The 25,426-nt window shown below is 68.8% G+C and carries 26 protein-coding genes; 21 read left to right on the forward strand and 5 right to left on the reverse strand.

Features of this window, described 5'->3' with window-relative positions; translation table 11 throughout:
• The first annotated feature begins 29 nt into the window (after nt 1–29).
• From Tharo_RS03965 to recG, 13 genes are all read left to right on the forward strand, one after another.
• Complete coding sequence (locus Tharo_RS03965; RefSeq protein WP_107220072.1) at nt 30–2,552, forward strand: acyl-CoA dehydrogenase; 2,523 nt, start codon at nt 30–32, stop codon at nt 2,550–2,552.
• 33 nt (nt 2,553–2,585) lie between these two features.
• The gene (locus Tharo_RS03970) at nt 2,586–3,035 is read left to right on the forward strand and encodes an acyl-CoA thioesterase (protein ID WP_107220073.1); all 450 of its coding nucleotides are present in this window, start codon (nt 2,586–2,588) and stop codon (nt 3,033–3,035) included.
• A gap of 31 nt (nt 3,036–3,066) precedes the next feature.
• Nucleotides 3,067–5,478 carry a 3-hydroxyacyl-CoA dehydrogenase/enoyl-CoA hydratase family protein gene (locus tag Tharo_RS03975; protein WP_107220074.1) on the forward strand — a complete coding sequence of 804 codons (2,412 nt, stop codon included), beginning with the start codon at nt 3,067–3,069 and terminating at the stop codon, nt 5,476–5,478.
• Nucleotides 5,479–5,492: 14 nt separating this feature from the next.
• Nucleotides 5,493–6,692, forward strand: a complete 1,200-nt coding sequence (locus Tharo_RS03980; protein ID WP_107220075.1) for an acetyl-CoA C-acyltransferase — start codon at nt 5,493–5,495, stop codon at nt 6,690–6,692.
• A gap of 263 nt (nt 6,693–6,955) precedes the next feature.
• Complete coding sequence (locus Tharo_RS03985; RefSeq protein WP_107220076.1) at nt 6,956–8,308, forward strand: Na(+)-translocating NADH-quinone reductase subunit A; 1,353 nt, start codon at nt 6,956–6,958, stop codon at nt 8,306–8,308.
• Nucleotides 8,309–8,310: 2 nt separating this feature from the next.
• Complete coding sequence (locus Tharo_RS03990; protein WP_107220077.1) at nt 8,311–9,525, forward strand: NADH:ubiquinone reductase (Na(+)-transporting) subunit B; 1,215 nt, start codon at nt 8,311–8,313, stop codon at nt 9,523–9,525.
• Nucleotides 9,515–10,303 carry a Na(+)-translocating NADH-quinone reductase subunit C gene (locus Tharo_RS03995; protein ID WP_107220078.1) on the forward strand — a complete coding sequence of 263 codons (789 nt, stop codon included), beginning with the start codon at nt 9,515–9,517 and terminating at the stop codon, nt 10,301–10,303. The genes Tharo_RS03990 and Tharo_RS03995 overlap by 11 nt, the downstream gene beginning before the upstream one ends.
• A gap of 2 nt (nt 10,304–10,305) precedes the next feature.
• Nucleotides 10,306–10,974, forward strand: a complete 669-nt coding sequence (locus Tharo_RS04000; RefSeq protein WP_107220079.1) for an NADH:ubiquinone reductase (Na(+)-transporting) subunit D — start codon at nt 10,306–10,308, stop codon at nt 10,972–10,974.
• A gap of 1 nt (nt 10,975) precedes the next feature.
• Entirely contained in the window at nt 10,976–11,584 is a 609-nt protein-coding gene (gene nqrE / locus Tharo_RS04005) for an NADH:ubiquinone reductase (Na(+)-transporting) subunit E (protein ID WP_107220080.1), read from the forward strand.
• Between the two features lie 13 nt (nt 11,585–11,597).
• Complete coding sequence (nqrF, locus tag Tharo_RS04010) at nt 11,598–12,824, forward strand: NADH:ubiquinone reductase (Na(+)-transporting) subunit F (RefSeq protein ID WP_107220081.1); 1,227 nt, start codon at nt 11,598–11,600, stop codon at nt 12,822–12,824.
• A gap of 146 nt (nt 12,825–12,970) precedes the next feature.
• Entirely contained in the window at nt 12,971–13,771 is an 801-nt protein-coding gene (locus Tharo_RS04015) for an enoyl-CoA hydratase/isomerase family protein (protein ID WP_107220082.1), read from the forward strand.
• 141 nt (nt 13,772–13,912) lie between these two features.
• A complete protein-coding gene (locus tag Tharo_RS04020; protein ID WP_107220083.1) occupies nt 13,913–14,293 on the forward strand; it encodes a RidA family protein in 381 nt (126 codons plus the stop codon).
• Between the two features lie 27 nt (nt 14,294–14,320).
• Nucleotides 14,321–16,381 (forward strand): ATP-dependent DNA helicase RecG, encoded by a 2,061-nt coding sequence (gene recG, locus Tharo_RS04025; protein ID WP_107220084.1) that lies wholly within the window; start codon nt 14,321–14,323, stop codon nt 16,379–16,381.
• A gap of 51 nt (nt 16,382–16,432) precedes the next feature.
• Here the strand turns inward: recG and Tharo_RS04030 are convergent, their stop codons facing one another.
• Together Tharo_RS04030 and Tharo_RS04035 are read right to left on the reverse strand one after the other, a co-directional pair.
• Nucleotides 16,433–16,858 (reverse strand): putative toxin-antitoxin system toxin component, PIN family, encoded by a 426-nt coding sequence (locus Tharo_RS04030; RefSeq protein WP_107220085.1) that lies wholly within the window; start codon nt 16,856–16,858, stop codon nt 16,433–16,435.
• Nucleotides 16,855–17,079, reverse strand: coding sequence for an AbrB/MazE/SpoVT family DNA-binding domain-containing protein (locus Tharo_RS04035; protein ID WP_107220086.1), 225 nt, complete (start codon nt 17,077–17,079; stop codon nt 16,855–16,857). The genes Tharo_RS04030 and Tharo_RS04035 overlap by 4 nt, the downstream gene beginning before the upstream one ends.
• A gap of 191 nt (nt 17,080–17,270) precedes the next feature.
• Between Tharo_RS04035 and ubiA the strand changes: the two genes are divergently transcribed.
• The 3 genes from ubiA to Tharo_RS04055 all read left to right on the forward strand — a co-directional run bounded on the left by ubiA (nt 17,271) and on the right by Tharo_RS04055 (nt 18,927).
• The gene (gene ubiA, locus Tharo_RS04040; RefSeq protein ID WP_107220087.1) at nt 17,271–18,143 is read left to right on the forward strand and encodes a 4-hydroxybenzoate octaprenyltransferase; all 873 of its coding nucleotides are present in this window, start codon (nt 17,271–17,273) and stop codon (nt 18,141–18,143) included.
• 228 nt (nt 18,144–18,371) lie between these two features.
• A complete protein-coding gene (locus tag Tharo_RS04050) occupies nt 18,372–18,602 on the forward strand; it encodes an AbrB/MazE/SpoVT family DNA-binding domain-containing protein (protein ID WP_107220088.1) in 231 nt (76 codons plus the stop codon).
• Entirely contained in the window at nt 18,592–18,927 is a 336-nt protein-coding gene (locus Tharo_RS04055) for a type II toxin-antitoxin system PemK/MazF family toxin (RefSeq protein WP_107220089.1), read from the forward strand. Before Tharo_RS04050 ends, Tharo_RS04055 begins: the two co-directional genes overlap by 11 nt.
• 188 nt (nt 18,928–19,115) lie before the next feature.
• On the opposite strand, the gene Tharo_RS04060 is transcribed toward Tharo_RS04055, so the two are convergent.
• Nucleotides 19,116–19,520, reverse strand: coding sequence for a type II toxin-antitoxin system VapC family toxin (locus tag Tharo_RS04060; RefSeq protein ID WP_245880991.1), 405 nt, complete (start codon nt 19,518–19,520; stop codon nt 19,116–19,118).
• Nucleotides 19,521–19,525: 5 nt separating this feature from the next.
• Nucleotides 19,526–19,774 (reverse strand): type II toxin-antitoxin system Phd/YefM family antitoxin, encoded by a 249-nt coding sequence (locus Tharo_RS04065; protein WP_107220091.1) that lies wholly within the window; start codon nt 19,772–19,774, stop codon nt 19,526–19,528.
• A 280-nt stretch (nt 19,775–20,054) separates the two neighbouring features.
• Here Tharo_RS04065 and Tharo_RS04070 point away from each other — a divergent pair, with 280 nt between their 5' ends.
• The 4 genes from Tharo_RS04070 (at nt 20,055) to Tharo_RS04085 (ending at nt 23,403) form a co-directional block, all read left to right on the forward strand.
• Nucleotides 20,055–20,300, forward strand: coding sequence for a hypothetical protein (locus Tharo_RS04070; protein WP_107220092.1), 246 nt, complete (start codon nt 20,055–20,057; stop codon nt 20,298–20,300).
• Nucleotides 20,301–20,452: 152 nt separating this feature from the next.
• Entirely contained in the window at nt 20,453–21,280 is an 828-nt protein-coding gene (gene pyrF, locus Tharo_RS04075; protein WP_107220093.1) for an orotidine-5'-phosphate decarboxylase, read from the forward strand.
• Nucleotides 21,281–21,359: 79 nt separating this feature from the next.
• Nucleotides 21,360–22,856 carry a 4-hydroxy-3-polyprenylbenzoate decarboxylase gene (ubiD, locus tag Tharo_RS04080; protein ID WP_107220094.1) on the forward strand — a complete coding sequence of 499 codons (1,497 nt, stop codon included), beginning with the start codon at nt 21,360–21,362 and terminating at the stop codon, nt 22,854–22,856.
• 127 nt (nt 22,857–22,983) lie between these two features.
• Nucleotides 22,984–23,403: a DUF4870 family protein gene (locus Tharo_RS04085; RefSeq protein WP_107220095.1), complete on the forward strand. Its 420-nt coding sequence runs from the start codon at nt 22,984–22,986 to the stop codon at nt 23,401–23,403.
• A gap of 12 nt (nt 23,404–23,415) precedes the next feature.
• Here Tharo_RS04085 and Tharo_RS04090 read toward each other — a convergent pair whose 3' ends face one another.
• A complete protein-coding gene (locus Tharo_RS04090; protein ID WP_107220096.1) occupies nt 23,416–24,930 on the reverse strand; it encodes a D-alanyl-D-alanine carboxypeptidase/D-alanyl-D-alanine-endopeptidase in 1,515 nt (504 codons plus the stop codon).
• Nucleotides 24,931–25,069: 139 nt separating this feature from the next.
• Between Tharo_RS04090 and Tharo_RS04095 the strand changes: the two genes are divergently transcribed.
• Nucleotides 25,070–25,426, forward strand: a complete 357-nt coding sequence (locus Tharo_RS04095; RefSeq protein ID WP_107220097.1) for a hypothetical protein — start codon at nt 25,070–25,072, stop codon at nt 25,424–25,426.

Below are 25,426 nucleotides of genomic sequence, written 5' to 3' on the forward strand. Positions count from 1 at the left end.
CGCAGGCTCCGCCAAGCCTGGAGACAAAGATGGTCTGGTTGGTCCTGATGGTGCTTCCCGTGCTGGTCGTCGGCCTCGCCGCCCGGCGCGCGGCGTCCTTCGCCTGGCTGTGGGCGGGGCTGGCCTGGCTGGCGGCGCTGGGCTGGGCGGCAGACTGGGTGCCGGCGCTGACGGTGCTGGCGATGGCCGTGTTCGCCGCGGCGATGTACGTGCTGCGCAACCCGGCGCTGCGCCGCAGGTGGCTGACGGCGCCGGTGTTCGCGCTTTTCCGTCGCGCCCTGCCGACGATGTCGCAGACCGAGAAGGACGCCCTCGAAGCCGGCACCGTGTGGTGGGAGGGCGAGCTGTTCGCCGGCCGCCCGGACTGGGCGAAGCTCGCCGCCTTGCGGTGGCCGCAGCTGAGTGCCGAGGAGCGGGCCTTTGTCGACAACGACACCGAGGAGCTGTGCCGGATGGTGCGGGACTGGGACTGCACCCGGCGCCAGGACATGCCCGCCGAAGTCTGGGAGTTCATCCGCGGGCGCGGCTTTCTCGGCATGATCATCCCGAAGGAATACGGCGGGAAAGGCTTCTCCGCCCTCGCCCATTCCGAAGTCATCACCCGGCTGGCGACGCGGTCGTCGACACCGGCGGTGACGGTGATGGTGCCGAACTCGCTCGGCCCCGCCGAGCTGCTGCTGCATTACGGCACGCCCGAGCAGAAGCAGCGCTATCTGCCGGGGCTGGCGAGCGGGCGCGAGATTCCGGCGTTCGCCCTCACCAGCCCGTGGGCAGGGTCGGACGCGGCCTCCATTCCCGATGCCGGGGTGGTGTGCCGGGGACAGTGGAACGGTGCCGAAGTGCTCGGCATGCGGGTCAGCTTCGACAAGCGCTACATCACCCTGGCGCCGGTGTGCACGGTGTTCGGGCTGGCGTTCCGCCTCTACGACCCGGAGCGCCTGCTCGGCGGCGACGAGGACGTGGGCATCACCTGCGCGCTGGTGCCGCGCGACCATCCGGGAGTCGACATCGGCCGCCGCCATGCTCCGCTCGATGCGGTGTGGATGAACGGCCCGGTGCGCGGCAAGGGCGTGTTCATGCCGCTGGAGTTCATCATCGGCGGCCCGCGGATGGCCGGGCAGGGCTGGCGGATGCTGATGGAGTGCCTGGCGGCGGGGCGCTCGATCTCGCTGCCGGGCTCCAACGCCGGCATGCAGCAGCTCACCGCGCGCGCGGTGGGGGCCTACGCGCGCGTGCGCCAGCAGTTCAAGATGCCGATCGGGCGTTTCGAAGGGGTCGAGGAGGCGCTCACCCGGATCGGCGCCAACACCTACCTCAGCGACGCCGCGCGGGTGCTGACCGCGGGTGCGCTCGACCTCGGCGAGAAGCCGGCGGTGGTGTCGGCGATCGTCAAGTACCACGTCACCGAGCGCGCCCGCCAGACCGTCAACGACGGCATGGACGTGATCGGCGGCAAGGGCATCTGCCTCGGGCCGCAGAACTTCCTCGGCCGCGCCTACCAGCAGATTCCGGTCGGGATCACGGTGGAGGGGGCGAACATCCTCACCCGCAGCCTGATCCTGTTCGGCCAGGGCGCGATCCGCTGCCATCCCTGGGTGCTCGCCGAAATGGACGCCGCCCGCGGCGGCGATCTCGACGCCTTCGACCGCGCGCTGTGGGGACATGCCGCGTATACCGCGTCGAACGCCGCGCGCGCCCTGGTGATGGGGCTGACCGGCTCGCACTTCGTCCGCGTCGGTGCCGACGTCGCCCCCGAGACCCGGCGCTACTACCAGCAGCTGACCCGCTTCTCGGCCGCGTTCGCGTTTCTCGCCGATCTCTCGATGGGCATCCTGGGCGGCGCGCTCAAGCGCAAGGAAAAACTGTCGGCGCGGCTCGGCGACATTCTGTCGCTGATGTACCTGGCGAGCGCGACGCTCAAGCGCTACGAGGCCGAAGGCCGCCAGGACGCGGACGCGCCGCTGATGCACTGGGCGATCTGGGACTGCATGTTCCGCATCCAGCTCGCCTTCGAAGGGGTGATCGCGAACTTCCCCAACAAGCTCGCCGCCGCGCTGCTGCGCCGGGTGGTGGTGTTTCCCCTCGGCCATCCCTACGTGGTGCCTTCCGATCAGCTCGGCCATCAGGTCGCGGCGCTGCTGATCGAGCCCTCTGCCACCCGCGACCGCCTGACCGCCGCGGTGCATCTGCCGCAGGACGTCGACGAGCCGCTGGGGGCGCTCGAAGCGGCGCTCGCCGCCACCCTCGCCGCCGAGCCGGTCGAGGCACGCCTGAGGCAGGCCGAGCGCGAGGGCCGCTTCAGCCCCGGCGTGCTCGCCAGCGGCGACGTCGATGAAGTGTGGCGGCGCGCGCGCGATGCCGGCGTGATCGGTGCCGAGGAATACGCCCTCGTCGAGCGCCGCAACCGGCTCCGCGACAAGGTCATCCGCGTCGACGATTTTCCCCTCGATTTCGGCCTTGCCGAGGCCCTCGGCGCCGCAGCCGCGGCCGGCAGCCCCGCGGGCCGGACTTCCGCTTCCACTCCCGCCCCCACTTCCACTCCCGCGCCCTGAGCGGCGCGACCTTGCCGTGGAGCCTCTCCGACGATGAACGATAGCCCCGATCCCCGGACCTGCCTGCCGGCGCACCGGCAGCCCGAGCTGCGGGTGATGCCGATGCCGGCCGACCTCAACCCCGAAGGCAACGTCTTCGGCGGCTGGATCATGTCGATGGTCGATATCGCCGGTGCGATTCCCGCCCACCGCCGCGCCCGGAGCCGGGTGGCGACGGTGGCGGTGAATTCCTTCGCCTTTCGCCAGCCGGTGTCGGTCGGCGACCTGGTCAGCTTCTACGCCGAAGTCGTCGCCACCGGGCGCAGCTCGGTCACCGTCGACGTCGAGGTCTATGCCGAGCGCGACCTCGAGAACCCGGTGGTGGTGAAAGTGACCGAGGCGCGGCTGACCTACGTCGCGCTCGACGAGCATGGGCGCAAGCAGCTGGTTCCGCCCGCGTCGCCGGCCGCACCCGAGCGACCCGCTCCACCGTCCCATTCCTGAGCACACCGCAGCCCGCGGGGAGGAGGCCCAAGTGAATCGACTGATCATCCGCAAGGTCGCCGTGCTCGGTGCCGGCGTCATGGGGGCGCAGATCGCCGCCCATTGCGCCAGTGCCGACATCCCGGTGATCCTGTTCGACCTCGCCGCGCCCGAGGGCGCGGCCAACGCCGTCGCCGCGCGCGCCATCGCCGGGCTCGGCAAGCTCGATCCGGCGCCGCTGGCGGCGCGCGGCTGTGCGCACTACATCGAGGCCGCCAGCTACGAGCACGACCTTGCCCGGCTGGCCGAGTGCGACCTGGTGATCGAGGCGATCGCCGAGAAAATGGAGTGGAAGCTCGCGCTCTACGCTCGCGTCGCTCCCCACCTGCGCGCCGACGCGGTGTTCGCTTCCAACACCTCGGGGCTGTCCATCGCCGCGCTCTCGGCGGGGTTGCCGGCGGCGCGGCGGGCGCGCTTCTGCGGGGTCCATTTCTTTAACCCGCCGCGCTACATGGCGCTGGTCGAGCTGATTCCCACCGCCGCCACCGAGCCGGCGCTGGTCGATGCGCTCGAGGGCTGGCTGACCACCCGCCTGGGCAAGAACATCGTGCGCGCGCAGGACACTCCCGGCTTCCTCGCCAACCGCGTCGGCGTGTTCTCGATTCTCGCCGTGCTGCACCACACCGCGCGCCTCGGCCTCGCCTTCGACGACGTCGATCTGCTCACCGGCACCCGCATCGGCCGCCCGAAGAGCGCTACCTTCCGCACCGCCGACGTGGTCGGCCTCGACACCCTCGCCCATGTCATCGGCACCCTGCAGGCGACGCTCGGCGAGGAGGGAGGCGGCAGCGCCGATCCCTGGCACCGCCATTTCATCGTCCCCGACTGGCTCCAGGCGCTGATCGCGCAAGGTGCGCTGGGGCAAAAGCGCGGCGCCGGCATCTACCGCAAGCACGGCGGGCGCCTCCAGGTGCTCGACCCGGCGGCGGGCGGCTATCGCGACAGCGCCGGCGAACTCTTCCCCGACGTCGAGGAGATCCTCGCCCTGAAGGACCCGGTGGAGAAGTTCGCCGCGCTCGCCGCCCATCCGCACCCCCAGGCGCAGCTGCTGTGGTCGGTATTCCGCGACCTGTTCCACTACTGCGCTCATCACCTCGGCGCCATCGCCGGCAACGTGCGCGATGTGGATCTGGCGATGCGCTGGGGCTTCGGCTGGGCGCTGGGGCCGTTCGAGACCTGGCAGGCGGCGGGCTGGCGCGAGGTGGCGGCGATGATCGAGGACGACATCGCCCATGGCCGGGCGATGGCGGCGGTGCCGCTGCCGGCCTGGGTGGCCGGGCGCGACGGCGTGCATGCGCCGGCCGGTTCGTACAGCGCCGCCGCCGACACCCTGGTGGCGCGCACCGCGCTGCCGGTGTATCGACGCCAGCTCTACCCCGACCGGGTGCTCGGCGAGGCGCCCGATGCGCGCGGCGAAACCTTGTGGGAAAGCCCGGCGGGGCAGGGCGGCGTGCGCCTGTGGTGTCGCCCCGACCAGGATGCGCGGATCGGCATCGTGTCGCTCACGGGCCGGGTGCATGCGATCGGCAGCGTCGCCGTCGACGGCCTGCTCGAAGCGATCGCGCGCGCCGAGGCCGAACTCGACGGTCTGGTGATCTGGCATCCGGCGCCGTTCGCGGTCGGTGCCAACCTGCAGCAGGTCGCCGAAGCCTGCGCCGCAGGCCAGTTCGCCCTTCTCGACCGCATGGTGGCGAAGTTCCAAGGCGTCTCGATGGCGATCCGCCATGCCCAGGTGCCGGTGGTGGCCGCGGTGCAGGGAATGGCGCTGGGCGGCGGCTGCGAGTTCGCGATGCACGCCGCGCACCGCGTGTTCGCGCTCGAGAGCTATGTCGGTCTGGTCGAGGCCGGAGTCGGGCTGATTCCGGCCGGTGGCGGTTGCAAGGCCTTCGCCGTGCAGGCGCATGCGCTGGCGCAGCGTGCGGCCGGCGGCGATGTCTTCCCCTACATCCAGAACGCCTTCCACACCATCGCCCTGGCCACCGTGGCGAAGAGCGCGCGCGAAGCGGTCGAACTCGGCTTCGGCACCCCCGCCGACGACATCCTGTTCCACCCCGCCGAGTTGCTGTACACCGCGATCCGGCGCGCGCGCGCGCTGGCGGAGTCGGCCTGGCATCCGCCGCTGCCGAACCCGGCGGTGACCGTGGCCGGGCGCAACGGCATCGCCACCTGCGAGCTGATGCTGGTGAACATGGCCGAGGGCGGTTTCATCTCCGCACACGACTACCGCGTCGCCAAGGCCGCGGCCACCGCGCTGTGCGGTGGCGAGGTCGAGTCGGGGGCGGCGGTGAGCGAGCAGTGGATCCTCGACGTCGAGCGTGCCCAGTTCGTCGCCCTGCTGCAGACCGAACAGACCCGGCAGCGCATCGCCCACATGCTGGAAACCGGCAAACCGCTGCGCAACTGAGCGAGGAACGAGCCATGAGCAAGCAGATTCAGGACGCCTACATCGTCGCCGCGCTGCGCACTCCGGTGGCGCGGCGTAACGGCGCCTTCCGCCACGTCCGCCCGGACGACCTGCTGGCGCAGGTGCTGGCAGCGGTGGCGGCCGCGGTGCCCGCGCTCGACGCCGGCGAGATCGGCGACGTGATCACCGGCTGCGCGATGCCCGAAGCCGAGCAGGGCATGAACGTGGCGCGCATCGGGCTGTTGCTCGCCGGCCTGCCCGAGCGCGTGCCCGGCGTCACGATCAACCGCTTCTGCGCCTCCGGCCTGCAGGCGGTGGCCGATGCCGCCGCCCGCATCCGCCTCGGCGAGGCCGACGTGATGATCGCCGCCGGCACCGAGAGCATGAGCGCGATGCCGCAGATCATGGGCAACAAGGTCAGCCTCAACCCGGCGATCTTCGCCCGTGCCGAGAACGTCGGCATCGCCTACGGCATGGGCCTGACCGCGGAGAAAGTGGCGGCGCAGTGGCAGGTGAGCCGCGCCGACCAGGACGCCTTCGCCCTCGAGTCGCACCGCCGTGCCTGCGCCGCGATTGCCGGCGGGCGCTTCGCCGACGAGATCCGGCCCTACACGGTGCGCGCCCACGTGCCGGGCGAGGACGGCGCGGTGCGGGTGATCGAGCGCGTCGTCGAGCACGATGAAGGACCGCGCGCGGACGCCTCGCTCGAGCGCCTGGCAACGCTCAAGCCGGTGTTCGCCGCGCGCGGCTCGGTGACTGCGGGCAACAGCTCGCAGATGTCGGACGGTGCGGCCGCGGTGCTGCTGATGAGCGAGGCGGCGCTGAAGCGCTACCAGGTGGCGCCGGTCGCCCGTTTCGCCGGCTATGCGGTGGCCGGCGTGGCGCCGCAGCTGATGGGGATCGGCCCGGTCGAGGCCATTCCGCGCGCCCTCGCGCGCGCCGGGGTGGGGCTCGGCGAGATCGGCTGGATCGAGCTCAACGAGGCGTTCGCCGCCCAGGCGCTGGCGGTGATGCGCGAACTCGGGCTCGATCCGGAAAAGGTCAATCCGCTCGGCGGCGCGATCGCGCTGGGCCATCCGCTCGGCGCCACCGGGGCGATCCGCAGCGCGACCCTGATCGCGGCGATGCGGCGCGATCCCGCCCTGCGCTACGGCATGATCAGCATGTGCATCGGCACCGGGATGGGCGCGGCAGGGGTGTTCGAGCGTGTTTGAGCGCGCCGTCCGGATGGGCGCCGCGGCGTGCTCGGGGCGCGTGGCGCTGGACCCCGGGCCGCCGGACGGCCGTCCGGGCCGTCATCGGGCCGGAAACGCAATCCACGTAAACGCCAGCCACAAGTAGAGGTGATCGTTCGGTAACAATCTTTTATAATCCGCCCGTTTGTCGACGCGAGGCCTGTCCCCCCGTCCGGTAGCCCAAGGCTGCCAAGGGGGGAAAAGGCCTCGTTCATTCTCACGAGTCTTTGGGCGAGAAGCGCATGATCAGAATCAAACGCGGCCTGGACCTGCCCATCACCGGTGCGCCGGCGCAGCGCATCGAGGCCGGGCGCGCCGTGCGCAGCGTGGCCGTCATCGGCTTCGACCATCACGGCATGAAGCCGACGATGGCGGTGCAGGTCGGTGACCGGGTCAAGCTCGGGCAGGTCCTTTTTTCCGACAAGAAAACGCCCGGCGTGCTGTATACCGCGCCCGGGGCCGGTACGGTCAGCGCGATCCATCGCGGCGAGCAGCGTGTGCTGCAATCGGTGGTGATCGACCTCGACGGCGAGAACGCCGCCGACAGCGCGGTCGAGTTCGCACGCTACGGCGATGCCGAACTCGGTGCCCTGTCCGATGCACAGGTACGCGACAACCTGATCCGCTCCGGATTGTGGACGGCGCTGCGCACGCGCCCCTTCAGCAAGGTGCCGGCGGTCGACGCGAAGCCGAGTTCGATCTTCGTCACCGCCATCGACACCCATCCGCTGGCGGCCGATCCGGTGGTGGTGATCGCCGGGCACGAGGCTGATTTCGAGCGCGGCCTGAAAGTGCTGGCGCGCATCGCCCGCGTCGTCGTGTGCCATGCCTCCGGTGTCCGGCTGCCGGGCGCCGGGCTCGCCGATGTCGGTGCCGAGGCCTTCGCCGGGCCGCATCCCGCGGGCCTGCCCGGCACCCACATCCATTTTCTCGATCCGGTCGATGCGCACAAGAGCGTGTGGTACCTCAACTACCAGGACGTCATCGCCGTCGGCAAACTCTTCGCCACCGGCCGGCTGTGGGTCGAGCGGGTGGTCGCGCTCGGCGGGCCGATGATCGGCAAACCCCGCCTGGTGCGTGCCCGGCTGGGGGCGAACCTGGACGAGCTGACCGCCGGCGAGATCCGGGTCGGCAAGAAGGTGCGGGTGATTTCCGGGTCGGTGTTCGGCGGGCGCACTGCGCGTGGCGCCTGCGCCTATCTCGGCCGTTACCACCTGCAGGTGTCGTGCCTGGAGGAAGGCACCGAGCGCGAGATGCTGCATTACCTGCGCGCCGGGGCGAACAAGCATTCGGTGATGAACCTCTATCTCTCCAGGCTCGACCCCGCGCGCCTGTTCGACTTCACCACCAGCACCAACGGTAGCCCGCGGGCGATGGTGCCGATCGGCAACTACGAGGCGGTGATGCCGCTCGACATCCTGCCCACCCAGCTGCTGCGCTCGATCATCGTCGGCGACACCGAAATGGCGCAAAAGCTCGGCGCCCTCGAACTGGACGAGGAAGACCTCGCCCTGTGCACCTACGTTTGTGCCGGCAAGTACGAGTACGGTCCTATCCTGCGTGACAATCTCACGCGCATCGAGAAGGAGGGTTGAGCATGAGTCTGCGCTCCTGGCTCGACAGCATCGAGCATCATTTCGACAAGGGCGGCAGGTACGAGAAGTTCTACGCCCTGTTCGAAGCCATCGACACCGCCCTGTACAAGCCGGCCAGCGTTACCCGCAGCACCGCGCACGTGCGCGACGGCCTCGACCTCAAGCGGATGATGATCACGGTCTGGCTATGCACCTTCCCGGCGATGTTGTTCGGGATGTGGAACGCCGGCTACCAGGCCAACACCATCCTCGCCGCCGGTGCCGAGCTGGCGGCCGCGCAGGAGGGCTGGCGCTTCGGCCTCATCGGTGCGCTGGCCGGGTTCGACCCCGGCAGCCTGTGGGACAACTTCGTCCATGGCGCGGCCTACTTCCTGCCGATCTATCTGGTCACCTTCATCGTCGGCGGCTTCTGGGAAGTGCTGTTCGCCGCCGTGCGTCGCCACGAAGTCAACGAGGGCTTCTTCGTCACTTCGATCCTGTTCGCGCTCACCTGCCCGCCGTCGATCCCGCTGTGGCAGGTGGCGCTGGGGATCAGCTTCGGCGTCGTGATCGGCAAGGAAGTGTTCGGCGGCACCGGCAAGAACTTCCTCAACCCGGCGCTGACCGGGCGTGCCTTCCTGTTCTTCGCCTATCCGGCGCAGATGTCGGGCGACGGCGTGTGGACCACGGTGGACGGCTACACCGGGGCCACTGCGCTGTCGCAGGCCGCGGCCGGCGGCATCGACCAGGTGGTGGCGAGCGGCCTCACCTGGACCGACGCCTTCCTCGGCTTCATGCCCGGCTCGATCGGCGAGACCAGCACCCTGGCGCTGCTGATCGGCGGCGGCGTGCTGCTGCTGATGAAGATCGCCTCGTGGCGGATCGTCGCCGGGGTCATGCTCGGCATGATCGCGATGAGCCTCGTCTTCAATTCCGTCGGCTCGGACACCAACCCGATGTTCTCGATGCCCTGGCACTGGCACCTGGTCGTCGGTGGCTTCGCCCTGGGGATGATGTTCATGGCCACCGACCCGGTGTCGGCGTCGATGACCGACACCGGAAAGTGGATCTTCGGCGCCCTGATCGGCGTCATGGTAGTGCTGATCCGGGTGGTGAACCCGGCCTTCCCCGAAGGGATGATGCTGGCGATCCTGTTCGCCAACCTGTGTGCGCCGCTGATCGACCATTTCGTGGTCGCGGCCAACATCAAGCGGAGGCTCGCGCGCAATGTCCAGTAAGAAGGAATCGACCGTCCGCACGCTGCTGGTGGCGCTCGCGGTCAGCCTAGTCAGTTCGGTCTTCGTCGCCGGCGCGGCGGTGTCGCTGAAGCCGGTGCAGATCGAGAACCGCCAGCTCGACAAGCAGCGCAGCATCCTCGCCATCGCCGGGCTGGGCGAGGCGGAGATGTCGGCGCGCGAGGTGAAGGCGCTGTTCGCCGAACGCATCAGCGCGAAAGTGGTGGATCTGGAAAGCGGCGAATACACCGAGGCCTACGATCCGGCGGTGTTCGACCCGCTCAAGGCGGCCAAGGACCCGAAGCTGTCGACCGCCCTGGCGGGCGACCGGGACCCCGCGCTGATCAAGCGCCGCGAACGCTACACCACCGTGTACCTGGTGGAGCAGGACGGCGCGCTCGACACCCTGATCCTGCCGGTGCGCGGCTACGGCCTGTGGTCGACGCTGCACGGCTTCATGGCGGTGAAGGCGGACCTCAACACCGTGGTCGGCTTCGGCTTCTACCAGCACGCCGAAACGCCGGGTCTGGGGGGCGAAGTCGACAACCCGAAGTGGAAGGCGCTGTGGCCGGGCAAGACCCTGTTCGACGAGGCCGGCAAGCCGGTGATCCGCATCGTCAAGGGCGGCGTCGATCCGGCGAGCGCGGATGCCGGCCACCAGGTCGATGCGCTGGCCGGCGCCACGCTGACCAGCAACGGCGTCGATCGTCTGCTTCAATTCTGGCTCGGCGAGCAGGGCTTCGGCCCCTACCTCGCCCAACTTCGTACCCGGAGGGGCTGACCATGTCGAAAACAACGGTGAAGGAAGTTCTCCTCAATCCGGTCCTCAACAACAACCCGATCGCGCTGCAGATCCTGGGCATCTGCTCGGCGCTGGCGGTCACCTCCAACCTCAAGACGGCGGTGGTGATGTCGATCGCGCTGACTCTGGTGACCGCATTCTCGAGCATGTTCATCTCGATGATCCGCAGCCAGATCCCGAGCTCGATCCGCATGATCGTGCAGATGGTGATCATCGCCTCGCTCGTGATCGTGGTGGACCAGTTGCTGCGCGCGTACGCCTTCAGCCTGTCCAAGCAGCTGTCGGTGTTCGTCGGCCTGATCATCACCAACTGCATCGTGATGGGCCGCGCCGAAGCCTTCGCGATGCAGAACCCGCCGCTGCTGTCCTTTTTCGACGGCATCGGCAACGGCCTCGGTTACAGCGCGATGCTGCTCACCCTCGGCGTGATCCGCGAGCTGTTCGGTGCGGGCAAGCTGTTCGGCGTCGAGATCATCGCGCTCGCCAAGGACGGCGGCTGGTACGTACCCAACGGCCTGCTGCTGCTGCCGCCGTCGGCGTTCTTCCTGATCGGCCTGATCATCTGGGCGCTGCGCACCTGGAAGAAGGAGCAGGTCGAGAAGCCCGCGTTCCGGATGGCGCCGCAGGTGATCACCAAGGAGGCTTACTGAGATGGAGCATTACATCAGCCTCTTCGTGCGCTCGGTGTTCATCGAGAACATGGCGCTCGCCTTCTTCCTCGGCATGTGCTCGTTCATCGCCATCTCGAAGAAGGTCGAGACCGCGATCGGTCTGGGCGTGGCGGTCATCGTCGTGCAGGCCATCACCGTGCCGGCCAACAACCTGATGTACAACTGGCTGCTGCGCGAGGGTGCGCTGGGCTGGGCGGGACTGCCCGACGTGGACCTGTCCTACCTCGGCCTGCTCACCTACATCGGGGTGATCGCGGCGATCGTGCAGATCCTCGAGATGCTGCTCGACAAGTACGTGCCCAGTCTGTACAACGCGCTCGGCATTTTCCTGCCGCTGATCACGGTGAACTGCGTGATTATGGCCGGCTCGCTGTTCATGGTCGAGCGCGACTACACGCTGGCCGAAAGCACGGTGTACGGCATCGGCTCGGGCGCCTCGTGGGCGCTGGCGATCGCGCTCCTTGCCGGCATCCGCGAAAAGCTCAAATACAGCGACGTGCCCGCGGGGCTGCAAGGCCTGGGGATCACCTTCATCACCATCGGACTGATGTCGCTGGGCTTCATGTCCTTCTCCGGCGTGCAGCTGTAAAGGGGGCTGGGACATGGATACTCAGGAAATCGTTCTCGCCATCGGCATGTTCACGGTGATCGTGCTCGGGCTTTCGGCGTTCATCCTCGTCGCGCGCTCCAGGCTCGTTTCGAGCGGTGACGTCACGATCACCATCAATGGCGAACACTCGCTCACCGTGCCTGCGGGCGGCAAGCTGCTCCAGACGCTCGCCGGCAGCGGCCTGTTCCTGCCTTCGGCGTGCGGCGGCGGCGGCACCTGCGCCCAGTGCAAGTGCATCGTCAGGGAAGGGGGCGGTTCGATGCTGCCCACCGAGGAATCGCACTTCACCAAGCGCGACGCCAAGGAAGGCTGGCGCCTGTCGTGCCAGACTCCGGTCAAGCAGGACATGCAGATCCAGGTCCCGGAAGAAGTCTTCGGGGTCAAGAAGTGGGAATGCACGGTCGAATCGAACCCCAACGTCGCCACCTTCATCAAGGAACTGACCCTGCGCCTGCCGGAAGGCGAGAGCGTCGATTTCCGTGCCGGCGGCTATGTCCAGCTCGAGTGCCCGCCGCACGTGGTCAAGTACGAGGACTTCGACATCGAGGACCGCTTCCGCGGCGACTGGGACAAGTTCAACCTCTGGCGCTTCGTCTCCAAGGTCGATGAAACCGTGATCCGCGCCTACTCGATGGCGAACTACCCGGACGAGAAGGGCGTGGTCAAGTTCAACATCCGCGTCGCCTCCCCGCCGCCGGGGCGCGACGACATTCCGCCGGGGAAGATGTCGTCCTGGGTGTTCGGCCTCAAGCCGGGCGACAAGGTCACCGTGTATGGCCCGTTCGGCGAGTTCTTCGCCCGCGACACCGACCACGAGATGGTGTTCATCGGCGGCGGCGCAGGCATGGCGCCGATGCGCTCGCACATCTTCGACCAGCTGAAGCGCCTGCACAGCACGCGCAAGATCACTTTCTGGTACGGCGCGCGCTCGATGCGCGAGGCCTTCTACGTGGACGAGTTCGACAGGCTGGCCGCGGAGAACCCCAACTTCACCTGGCATCTGGCGCTGTCCGATCCGCTGCCCGAAGACAACTGGACCGGCTACACCGGCTTCATCCACAACGTGCTCTACGAGCACTACCTCAAGGACCACCCGGCGCCCGAGGATTGCGAGTTCTACATGTGCGGCCCACCGATGATGAACGCCGCGGTGATCAAGATGCTGCTCGATCTCGGCGTCGAGCGCGAGAACATCATGCTCGACGACTTCGGCGGCTGAGTCCCGCGCCACGGGGCACGGCCGCCGGCGGTGTCCGCCGGTCACGCGCGCCGGGCGCGTCGGCCTCGCATCTCCGGCGCCTTTGTTACTGTGCCCGTGCCCGCCGTGCCGAACGCGGGCACGGGCATTTTCATTCGAGGATCTTCATGGCTGGAACCGTACTGCTCGACGTCCGCGACGATGTCGCCACCCTCACCCTGAACCGCCCCACGGCGCTCAACGCGCTGTCGGTGGAAATGATGCAGGACCTCGGCGCCGCCGTGCGCGAACTGGCCGCGCGCCATGATTACGGCGTGGTGGTGATCGCCGGCGCGGGCGAGCACTTCATGGCCGGCGGCGACCTGAAGGATTTCGCCCGCCACTTCAGCCTGTCGAAAGAAAGCCGTCAGGCGGTGTTCCGCGCGCTGATCGAGCAGCACATCAATCCGGTGATCGACGCCCTGCAGCGTCTGGATCAGCCGGTGATCGCCCGCGTGCGCGGGGCCTGTGCCGGTTTCGGCCTGTCGCTGATGGCCGGCTGCGATTTCGCCGTGGCCGCGGATAATGCCTTGTTTACCACCGCCTATGTCGGCATCGGCCTGCCCGGCGATGGTGGCGCGTCCTACTTCCTGCCGCGCATCGTCGGCCGCCGCCGTGCCGCCGAGCTGCTGCTGCTGGGCGAGCGCTTCGACGCCGCCGAAGCGCTCCGCCTCGGGCTGCTCAACCGGGTCGCCGCACCGGCTGCGCTCGATGACGAAGTCGCGCGCCTGGCCGCCCGCCTGCTGGCCGGGCCGCGCCGCACCCAGGCCGAGATCAAGCGTCTGCTGCTCGATTCGCACGACGCCTCGCTGCAGGCCCAGCTGCAGAGCGAGGCCGAAGCGTTCGGCCGCTGTTCCGCGGATGCGGATTTCGTCGAAGGCGTCAGCGCCTTCCTCGACAAGCGCAAGCCGCAGTTCAAGGCCGGCTGAAGGCGGCCGGGCCGGGTCGGGTCGGGCGTCTCTCCCACCGCCCGTTGCCGTGGCGATGCGCACGAGTGCGCGGGGGATTGCCGGCGTGCACGGAGGAGGGCCGGTTACAATGCCCGCTTTCTCATCCCCGAGGTTCATGCCATGGCCCGAAGCATCGTCTCCACCCCCGCCGCCCCCGCCGCGATCGGTCCTTATTCCCAGGCCGTGAAGGCCGGCAACCAGGTTTTCCTGTCCGGCCAGATCGGCCTCGATCCGGCGACGATGCAGCTGGTCGAAGGCGTCGAGGCTCAGGCCGTGCGCGTCTTCGACAACCTGAAGGCGGTGGCCGAGGCGGCCGGCGGTTCGTTCGCGGACGTCGTCAAGATCACCATCTACCTCACCGACCTGGACAATTTCGGCACCGTCAATGAAGTCATGACACGCTATTTCGCCGAGCCCTACCCGGCGCGCGCCACCGTCGGCGTGCGCGAACTGCCGCGCGGCGCGCTGGTCGAGGCCGACCTGGTGCTGGTGCTCGACTGAGGACAGGCGGGCAGCAGGGCGCCGGGCGTGGCCGGACCGGAGCAGGGCTGGAGCGGAGTCGGTGGCGCGCTTGCCGCGCGGCTGGCGAAGCTCGACCTGCACCGCCCGCGCGATCTGCTGCTCCACCTGCCCCTGCGCTACGAGGATGAGACCCGGCTGACGCCGATCGCCGCGCTGCGCCCCGGTTTCCCGGCCCAGATCGAGGGCGAGGTCGCGTCCTGTGAAGTCGTGCTGCAGCCGCGCCGCCAGCTCGTCGCCCGCGTGCGCGACGCCAGCGGCATGCTCGCCGCACGTTGGCTGCATTTCTACCCCTCGCACCAGAAGCAGCTTGCCGTCGGCCGCCGCGTGCGCCTGTTCGGCGAAGTGCGCGGCGGTTTCTTCGGTGACGAGATGGTGCATCCGCGGGTGCGCGCGGTGGCCGCGGACGAGGGCCTGCCCGAGGCGCTGACGCCGGTGTACCCGACCACCGCCGGGGTCGGCCAGGCGACCTTGCGCAAGCTGGTGGAGCGCGCCCTGCACAGCGAAGCGGTGGACGAGCTGCTGCCGCCATCCTGGCGCGCGCGCCTCGATCTGCCCGGCTTCGCCGCCGCGCTACGCGACCTTCATCATCCGCCGCCCGATGCCGACCCGGTGGCCCTCGAGCGGCGCGAGCACCCGGCCTGGCGGCGGATCAAGTTCGAGGAGCTGCTGGTCCAGCAGCTGTCGCTGCGCCGTGCCTATCTGGCGCGCCGCGCGCGCGCGGCGCCGCCCTTGCCGCGATGCGGCACGCTGGGCGCCGCGCTGCTCGCGGCGCTGCCGTTCCGCCTCACCGCGGCGCAGGCGCGTGCCGTGGCCGAGGTCGCTGCCGACCTCGCCGCGCCGCACCCGATGCAGCGTCTGCTGCAGGGCGACGTCGGCAGCGGCAAGACTCTGGTCGCCGCCCTGGCGATGCTGCAGGCGGCGGAAAACGGCTGGCAGGCGGCGATGATGGCGCCCACCGAGATTCTTGCCGAGCAGCACTGGAAGAAGCTCGCCGCCTGGCTGGCGCCGCTCGGGCTGGAGGTGGCCTGGCTGTCGGGCAGCCGCAGAAAGCGCGAGCGCGAGGCCGAACTCGCGCGCCTGGCGCGCGGCGAAGTGCTGCTCGCGGTCGGCACTCACGCGCTGATCGAAGATCCGGTGATCCTGCCGCGGCTGGCGCTCGCCGTCGTCGATGAACAGCACCGCTTCGGCGTGCGCCAGCGCCTGGCGTTGCGCGAGAAGGGGGGCTGCGGCGCGGACCCGGCGCTGCGCCCGCACCTGCTGATGATGTCGGCGACGCCGATCCCGCGCACCCTGGCGATGACCCATTACGCCGACCTCGACGTCTCGGTGCTCGACGAGCTGCCGCCCGGGCGCACTCCGATCCGTACCCGGCTGGTGTCCGAGGCGCGCCGCGACGAAGTCGTCGCCCGTCTGCGCGCGGCGTGCGCGGGCGGGCGCCAGGCCTACTGGGTATGCCCGCTGATCGAGGAATCCGAAGCCCTCCAGCTGCAGACCGCGCAGGAGACTTTCGACGCCCTCGCCGCGGCGCTGCCCGAGCTGCGCGTCGGCCTCGTTCATGGGCGGCTGAAGGCCGATCAGAAGTCCGCGACCATGGCCGCGTTCGCCGCCGGCGCGGTGGACGTCCTCGTCGCCACCACCGTGATCGAAGTCGGCGTCGATGTGCCCAACGCCAGCCTGATGGTGATCGAGCACGCCGAACGCTTCGGCCTCGCCCAGCTCCACCAGCTGCGTGGCCGGGTGGGGCGCGGCGCGGCCGAATCGGAGTGCATCCTGATCTTCGCCCGGCCGCTATCGGAAGCCGGCCGCGCGCGGCTGAAAGTGATCTACGAGCACACCGACGGTTTTGTCATTGCGCGGGAGGACCTGCGCATCCGTGGTCCGGGCGAGTTCGTTGGCGCGCGCCAGAGCGGGGTGCCGTTGCTGCGCTACGCTGACCTCGAAGCCGACGCCGCGCTGATCGAACCCGCGCGCGAGCTGGCCGAGGACCTCCTGAGCCATGAGCCTGCCCTCGCCCAGGCGCTGATGAGCCGCTGGCTGGGCGGGCGCGAGGCCTTGCTGCGCGCCTGAATGAGGGGCCGACATTGGCCTGGTCGCCGTTCATCAATCAGCGGTGTGGCGTCAGTGTGCCTGGAGCCAGTCCGCGAACTCGGCAACGGTCAGAATGAGAACGTGAAACTGGTTTCGGACTGCCTGAAGATCACCGTCGCCACTGACCAGCGCATCGGCACGGCCGACCGCAGCAAGCGCCAGAAAGATGGTGTCGTCCGCGTCGCGGATGTCGGGCAGGCCCTCCGGCGTGCTGTCGATCCTGACGGTCTCGACGTAAGGCAGAAATTCGGCCAGCAGCGTTTCCCGTTCGTCGCGAGTCAGCTTGAATTTGGGGTAGGAGAGGACGCGCAGTAGTTCGCTGACCGTGTCGCGACTTGCCAGGGCGACGAAGCGCTTCGACTGCCAGGCCTCCCGCAGCCAGGCGAACCTGCCTCGCGAGAAGATCAAGGCCGAGACCAGGCAGTTGGTGTCGAGGACGACGCGCGGGACGTTCATGCGCGCTTTCTCGCCCAGGCGATGGCTTCGCCGACATCGTCCTGCGTGATGCCCAACTCTTCCAGTTTGGCGCGTACCGCATCCGCCTGCTGCAAACGAACCGGGGTCAGCACGATTTTGCCGTCCTCAACGGTGACATCGTAGTAGTCGGCCTCGCCGACGGTCTGGACGATGGCCTTGGGCAGGGTGACCTGGTTCTTGCTCGTGCGCTTGGCCAACATGACAGTCTCCGGAAGTAATGAAGTAAGGATTTCAATTTTAGCTCGTCTTCGAGCCAATGCAGCCACGAGATATCCAGCGCCCTTTCAACCCGTCCCGGGGTCAGGCAGGTTTCTGTCGACGGCTCGGCCGGATTGCCATGCGGCCTTGCGGGCGCGGTATCATCGGCCGGTTTTTCCCGGGAGCCGGATCGATGACGCTGACCGACAAATTACCCCTCTACGCCCGCCTGATGCGGATCGACAAACCGATCGGCACCCTGCTGCTGCTGTGGCCGACGCTGTGGGCGCTGTGGTTCGCCGCCGGCGGCTGGCCGCCGCTGCATATCCTGGTGATCTTCGTGGCCGGCACTTTCCTGATGCGCTCGGCCGGCTGCGTGGTCAACGACTACGCCGACCGCGGCTTCGACGGCCACGTCGAGCGCACCAGGAACCGCCCGCTGGCGACCGGCGCGGTGAGCGTGACGGAAGCTCTGCTGCTGGCGAGCGTGCTCGCGGCGGTCGCCTTCGTGCTGATCCTGCCGCTCAACCCGCTCGTGCGCTGGCTGTCGCTGCCGGCGCTGTTCCTTGCCGTGAGCTACCCGTTCACCAAGCGCTTCTTCGCCATCCCCCAGGCCTATCTGGGCATCGCCTTCGGCTTCGGCATCCCGATGGGGTTCGCTGCGGTACTCGGCGAAGTGCCGCCGCTGGCCTGGCTGATGCTGCTCGCCAACATCCTGTGGGCGATCGCCTACGACACCGAATACGCGATGGTCGACCGCCCCGACGACCTCCGCATCGGCATCAAGACCTCGGCGATCACGTTCGGCCGCTTCGACGTCGCCGCGGTGATGGGCTGCTACGCGGCGGCCTTCGCCCTGCTCGCCCTGGCCGGCGCGCTCGCCGGCAGCGGCCTGCCCTTCTACCTCGGACTGCTCGCCGCCTGCGGCCTCGCGCTCTACCACTACACCTTGATCCGCGGCCGCGAGCGCGCTCCCTGCTTCAAGGCCTTCCTCCACAACAACTGGGTCGGCGGGGCGATCTTCGCCGGCATCTTCATCGACGACCTGCTGCGCCGGCTGCATTGAGCGGGGGCCGCTGCGCAGCCCCGGACGGGCTCGACTCCGCCAGGCTGCCTGCCCGGAATATCCTTACCGCGCCTACAGCGCCACCACCCGAACCTTCACCCACAGGCCGACGCTGCCGGGAAAACAGGGCAGGCCTTTTGGGTACTTTGCGAGATGTCTCCAGACTGATTGCCAAGGTGCAGGCAGTGCAGTAGGGTAAGGAAGTAATGCGATCCTTGAGGGGGAGTTATGCTTGCCGTTGGCAAAATTACCGCCAAAGGCCAGACCACCATTCCGCGGGACGTGCGTGCCGCCCTGCATGTCGCGCCAGGCGACCTTATCGCCTGGGAGGTCAGCGCGGACGGCACGGCGACCGTACGCCGCGTGCAACCGCTCGATATCGAATACCTGCGCGCGGTCGAAGGCACGCTGTCGGAATGGTCGGGAAAAGCCGATGAGGAAGCCTACCGTGAGCTTTGATCGCTTCACCGTGGTGCGCGTACCGTTTCCCTTCACCGACCGTAATGCCACCAAGAACCGCCCGGCGCTGGTGCTTTCCGCTGCTGACAGTTTCAATACGCCCACCGGCCATTCCGTGATGGCGATGATCACCTCAGCCGATAACGTCCCATGGCCGCTCGACTGCCAGATCGCCGACTTGAAGAGTGCCGGCCTGCCGGCACCATCCGTTGTGCGCTTCAAATTGTTCACGCTGGATCATCGACTGGTGCGAGGCGAGTTGGGAGTTCTCGCCATCGGTGACACTCAGTCAGTTGCTGACAGACTCGAACAACTATTCTCGTAAACATTCGGCTCTGGGCGATTCGCGCATCATTTGCGATATTCAGGATCAACGTATCGTCGTGCGCGTCATGCGGGTAGGCGCCGGTGCCCGCCAACCGGAAGTCTGCCAGTCACGCCAAGTCGGTGACTGCCCCGATGACGGACAGCCCGCGCCGGCGGCGCATGGCGATTGCGTCGAACTACGTTTGATCAATTCGACCAGGGGTTGAATATCTGGACGGGCAGGCCGAAGAAGCCTTTGACGTTGCGGGTGACCAATACCAAGTCGTGTTCCAGCGCGGTGGCCGCGAGCAGACTGTCGATGGCCGGTAGTGGCCGCCCCGCTGCAGCGATCAACCGGCCCCAGCGGTCGGCGACTGCCCCATCGATACTGAGAATGCGCCCGGTAAAGAAAGCCGGTAGATCAGTTTTCAGCCAGTCGGTCAACGACTGTCGGCGTATCTCGTCATCCACTCCCTCGATGCCCTTGCGAATTTCCCCAAGCGTCAGCACCGATAGGTGCAGTGTGGTCGGTGGTCGTTGCGAGAACCAGTCGACCACGCCGGGGTCGGGCGACTTGCGCCGCAGTTCGGACAGGACGTTGGTGTCGATCAAGTAGCTCAAAACGTGACCTCGCGCGTCAAGCTCTGGTCGCGCCCGAAGGTGATGTCATCGGCGCCATACAGGGGTGAGCGGCGCATGAAGTCCACCAGCGAATCCTGCGCCTGCGACAGGCGGTCAAAGGTCTCACGCGAGATCACGACGGCCACCGACTTGCCGTGCAGGGTGATGTCTTGGGGTTGCGTCTGGGCACGCTTGACCAACTCCGACATCCGGGCCTTGGCTTCCTGCATTTGCCATGTGTGCATTGCCTCACTCCTTAATCTGACTATACAGGTCAGAGTTTAGCGGCGCCCTCGTTTCCTTTCAAGTTTCCTGTTCTGGAAGGCCTTGCCATGACCCTCGAACAACTCAAGGCTCAGCGGGAAGCCCTGCAGGCCGCTCGCTTCAATGGCGTGCTCATCGTGAAAGCTGGCGACAAGTGGGGCGCCTCATCCTGGGTTGACCAACGGACTATGCCCGGCAACCCTTCGCCGCGTGGCCGGTCAACGAGGAGCGGGCAGGTGCCCGTACCCCAGGAGAGCCACAATGAAAATCCGCTATCCGCTGCTGGCCGCGCTGGCCGTTCTGTCTTCATCGGCGGCGTTCGCCTTCCACTGCCCTGCCGACATGAAGAAGATCGACGAAGCGCTGTCGATGAAGCCGGCGCTCAGCGCCGAACAGCTCACCGAAGTGCAGAAGTTGCGCGCCGAGGGTGAAATGCTCCACCAGGCCGGCAAACACCAGGAGTCCGTCGATACGCTGGCCAAGGCGATGAAGATGCTCGGCATCTGAGCGCAGAGCGCCTCCCGCCTGCGCCGCCGCTGGGCGATCGGCCAGCTTGCGCGGGGAGGGCGGGAGCGTTTGCCGGGCGCGGCGCAGCGATGCGCTCCCGGGCGGTGATCCGGCTTATCATTCAGCCCGCACCCAACCCGGACCCTTTCCCCATGCATTTCATGAGCGCTCTTCGCGCCGCGTGGCAGCAGCGCGACAGCTTGCTGTGCGTCGGCCTCGACCCCGATCCGGCCCGCTTTCCCGCCCACCTGCAGGGGCGCCCGGACGCCGTCTTCGAGTTCTGCAAGGCCATCGTCGATGCCACCGCCGATCTGGTCTGCTGCTTCAAGCCGCAGATCGCCTATTTCGCCGCGCAGCGCGCCGAGGACCAACTCGAAGCCCTGATCGCCCACATCCACGTCCGCCATCCGGGCACTCCGGTGGTGCTCGACGCCAAGCGTGGCGACATCGGCAGCACCGCCGGGCAGTATGCGGTGGAGGCGTTCGAGCGCTACCGGGCGGACGCGATCACGGTCAATCCCTACATGGGGCGCGATTCGGTCGAGCCCTACCTGGCTTACGCCGACAAGGGGGTGATCCTGTTGTGCCGCACCTCCAACCCCGGCGGCTCCGACCTGCAGTTTCTCGAAGTCGGCAGGCCCGGCGGCGGGGTGGAAAAACTCTACGAGCGCGTCGCCCGCCTGGTCGCCGAGGACTGGAACGCGAGCGGCAACTGCGCTCTCGTCGTCGGCGCCACCTTCCCCGACGAGATCGCCCGCGTGCGCGCGCTCACCGGCGAGATGCCGCTGCTCGTGCCGGGCATCGGCGCCCAGGGCGGCGACATCGCCGCGACCGTGGCCGCCGGGCGCAGCGCCGACGGCACCGGGCTGATGATCAACTCCTCGCGTGCGATCCTGTACGCCGGAGCGGACGAGGACTTCGCTGCCGCCGCCCGTCGCGCCGCGCTCGACACCCGCGACGCGATCAACGCCTACCGCTGAGCCCGCGCCGGCGCGCTGCGGGCCGCCGCGCCGCCGCCCGCGTCCTTTCTCACCTTTTCCGCCCCGCCCGAGACCCCGCATGAAATACGACGATCTGCGCGACTTCCTCACCCAGCTCGAAGCCCGTGGCGAACTCAAGCGCATCAGCGCGCCGGTCGACACCCACCTCGAGATGACCGAGATCGCCGACCGCGTGCTGCGCGCCGGCGGCCCGGCGCTGCTGTTCGAGCAGCCGCTGACGCAGGGCGTGGCCCAGGCCATTCCCGTGCTCGCCAACCTGTTCGGCACTCCGCAGCGGGTGGCGATGGGGATGGGCGAGGAGGTCGACGGCGCCACCGGCGACTGGCGCACGCCGCTGCGTGAAGTCGGCAAGCTGCTGTCCTTTCTCAAGGAGCCCGAGCCGCCGAAGGGGCTGAAGGACGCCTGGGAGAAGTGGCCGGTGTTGAAGCAGGTGCTCAACATGACGCCGTCGGTGCTGCGCTCCGCCCCCTGCCAGCAGGTGGTGTGGGAAGGCGACGAGGTCGATCTGGCGAGGCTGCCGATCCAGCACTGCTGGCCGGGCGATGCGGCGCCGCTGATCACCTGGGGGCTGGTGGTGACGCGCGGGCCGCACAAGAAGCGCCAGAACCTGGGTATCTACCGCCAGCAGGTGATCGGCCGCGAGCGGGTGATCATGCGCTGGCTGGCGCATCGCGGCGGCGCGCTCGACTTCCGCGAACACCAGCTCGCCCACCCGGGCGAGCCCTTCCCGGTGGCGGTGGTGCTCGGTTGCGACCCGGCGACCCTCCTCGGCGCGGTGACGCCGGTGCCGGACACGATCTCCGAGTACCAGTTCGCTGGCCTGCTGCGCGGGGCGAAGACCGAGCTGGTGCGCTGCCTCGGCTCCGAGCTGCAGGTGCCGGCCTCGAGCGAAATCGTCCTCGAAGGCGTGATCCACGCCGATGACATCGCGCCCGAAGGCCCCTACGGCGACCATACCGGCTACTACAACGAGGTCTCGGAGTTCCCGGTGTTCACGATCGAGCGCATCACCATGCGGCGCGACCCGATCTACCACAGCACGTATACCGGCAAGCCGCCCGACGAGCCGGCGATGCTCGGCCTGGCCTTGAACGAGGTCTTCGTGCCGCTGCTGCAGAAGCAGTTTCCCGAGATCGTCGACTTCTACCTGCCGCCCGAAGGCTGCTCCTACCGCCTCGCCGTGGTCAGCATCCGCAAGCAGTACCCGGGCCATGCCAAACGCGTGATGTTCGGGATCTGGAGCTTCCTGCGCCAGTTCATGTACACCAAGTTCATCATCGTGGTGGACGACGACGTGGACATCCGCGACTGGAAGGAAGTGATCTGGGCGCTGACCACGCGCATCGACGCCACCCGCGATACCACGCTGGTCGACAACACCCCGATCGACTACCTCGACTTCGCCAGCCCGGTCGCCGGGCTGGGGAGCAAGATGGGGCTGGATGCGACCAACAAGTGGGCGGGCGAAACGAACCGCGAATGGGGGCGTCCGATCGTCATGGACGAGGCGGTGAAGCGCCGGGTCGACGCGCGCTGGGCCGAATTCGGCTTGTGAAGTGGGTGCGCGCGAAGGCCACCCCGGGGTATCGTTGTGGCGAATGCCCCCGAGCGGGCCACAGGGTCCGGCCGGCTGCCGGCCCGGCGGATTTTCCATTCCATCCCGAGCGGAGGCTCTTCTGCCCATGAACTATCCCGAACCTTCCCCCTCGCCCCTGCAGGCCGGCCAGCCGAGCGAGAACATGGTCACCGTCGCCCATCTGGTCTATGCCCTGCATGCCTTCGCGGTGTTTTCCGGCGTTGTTGGTTCGGCGACCATCGTCGGCAGCTTCATCGCCAGCCTGCCGTCGATCGCGGCGGTGGCGCTGAACTACTGGAACCAGGCTGCGGTGCGCGGCACCTGGCTGGAGAGCCATTTCCGCTGGCAGATCCGTACGTTCTGGTTCGCCGTGCTGTGGGTCGCGCTGGCGGTGCTGATGGTGCTCACCGTGATCGGCTTTCCGTTCGCGCTGCTGGTCGTCGCCCTGCTCGGACTGTGGGTGCTGTACCGGGTGGTGCGCGGCTGGTGGGTGCTGGCCGGGCGGCGCACGCTGCCGATGGGCTGAGCGGCGGGCCGCCTACGGCGCCCCGTTGGCCCACAGCCATTCGAGCAGCGCGTCCTGGGCGGCGGCCGCGCTCGCGGCTGCGGGGTGGGCGACCATCATCACCACCGCGTGGCGGCGGCCGTGGCGGTCGAGCAGGTAGCCGGCCATCGTCCGGACGCCGTCGAGGGTGCCGGTCTTGAGGTGGGCGTGGCCGCGCGCCGGGCTGGCGGCCAGGCGTCCGCGGGCGGTGCCGTCCACGCCCGCGAGCGGCAGCGCGGCGAGGAATTCCGGCATCCACGGCCGCCGCCAGGCGGCGAGCAGGAGCTGGCCGAGACTGTCGGCGCGGATGCGCTCGATGCGCGACAGGCCGGAGCCGTTTTCGATCACCAGCCCGGTCGTGTCGATCCCGGCGGCGGCGGCCACGGCCGCCGCCGCGCGGGCACCGTCGGCGACCATGTCCGGCGCCGGCGGGCGATCCCCGGGTGTCGCCGGGGGGAGGTCGGCGCCCGCCTCGGCGCCGCCGACCGCGCTGTGCGCGCCGAGGGTGGCGAGGAGCTGGCGGGCGATGACGTTGCTCGACCACTTGTTCATCTCGCGCACGACTTCGGCCAGCGCTGGGGAGTCGTCGCCGAGCAGTTCGCGGCTGGCGGCGGGCAGCACTCCGGCGCGCACCCTGCCGTCCACCCGGCCGCCCGCTTCGGCCCACAGCCCGGCCACCAGGGCGATGCCGAAGTCGGCCGGCGGCAGCGGCGCCGCGCTCCATGTGCGGGGCCCGCAGGCGGCTGGCAGGCTGCCGCTCAGCACCAGGCGGGGGCCGGCTTCGAGGCGGGCCTGGAGATCGCCGTACCACAGCCCGCAGGGCGCGTCCGAGGTCAGGATGCGGTTGTCGATGACGACGCCGGCGAGTGGTGGTTCGGCGGCGAGCGCCACCGGCTCGTTGGCGGCGCGACCCGGGAACAGGCCGAGGAGCAAGGTGTTGTACTGCAGCAGCAGACCGTGCGGGCCGCTGTTGTAGGGGCGCAGGCCGCGGCCGTCGAAGGCGTCGGGGTCGTGCGGCGGCAGGCGCAGCGCGGAGGCGTCGAGGACGATGTCGCCGGCGATGCGCTCGATGCCGAGCGCGCGCAGCCGGCGCAGCAGCTTCCACAGGCGCTCCTGGCCGAGCATCGGGTCGGCGCCGCCGACCAGGTAGAGGTCGCCGTGCAACACGCCGTCGCGCAGCGTGCCGCTGGCGGCGATCCGGGTGCGCCAGGTGTGGGCCGGGCCGAGCCGTTCGAAGGCGGCGAAGGCGGTGACCAGCTTCATTACCGAGGCCGGGTTCATCGGCTCCCCGGCGTTGAGCGTGAGGACGGGCTGCTGCCCATCGACCGGCTGCGTCCAGACCGCGACCGCCGTGGCGGGGATGCCGGCGGCGCCGAGCGCGAGCGCTACCGGCGGCGGCAGGGCGCCGTCGGCGAGCGCCCGGTGCTGGAGGCCGGGCGCCAGACCCAGAACCAGAACCAGCGCGGCGAGCAGACGCCGCAAGGGCGTCGGCGACAAGTAGAACGGCATATGCAGATTTCCTGAACAGGAGGCGCCCCAGGGAGAGTAGAATCGCTGCCTTCGGCGCTCCGGTGAGGGCGCCATTCTAGCTGCAGCAGCGATCCACGATGCCGGCCCCGGAGGCGCGGCCAGAGGACGGAAGGAAAGCATGAGCGGATTCGGGCACTACGATCAAACGGCACAGGCGCTCGAACGGGAAATCCGCCGCCGCGGGGTCGCGATCGGACTCGACTGGAGCGACACCGCGCGCTTGCGCACGCTGGCACGTGAGGCGCTGAGCTGTACTGCGGAGTGCCGCATCGGCCTGCTGCGCCACCCGGACTATATGGAACGGCGCAAGGGCGAGCTGTTCGCGCTTTCCGAGCTGATGCTGGTCACCATGCGCCAGAGCGCGCAGATCGGGGTGCACACCCACGGCGGGCCGGCGTGGAAGGCGTTCGGGCGGGCGCTGTACGAGGAGGCGGAGAACCTGCCCGCGCGTGCCGCCGCACCCTCCCTGCCCTGA

The sequence above is a fragment of the Thauera aromatica K172 genome (assembly GCF_003030465.1).
Taxonomy (GTDB): Bacteria; Pseudomonadota; Gammaproteobacteria; order Burkholderiales; family Rhodocyclaceae; genus Thauera; species Thauera aromatica.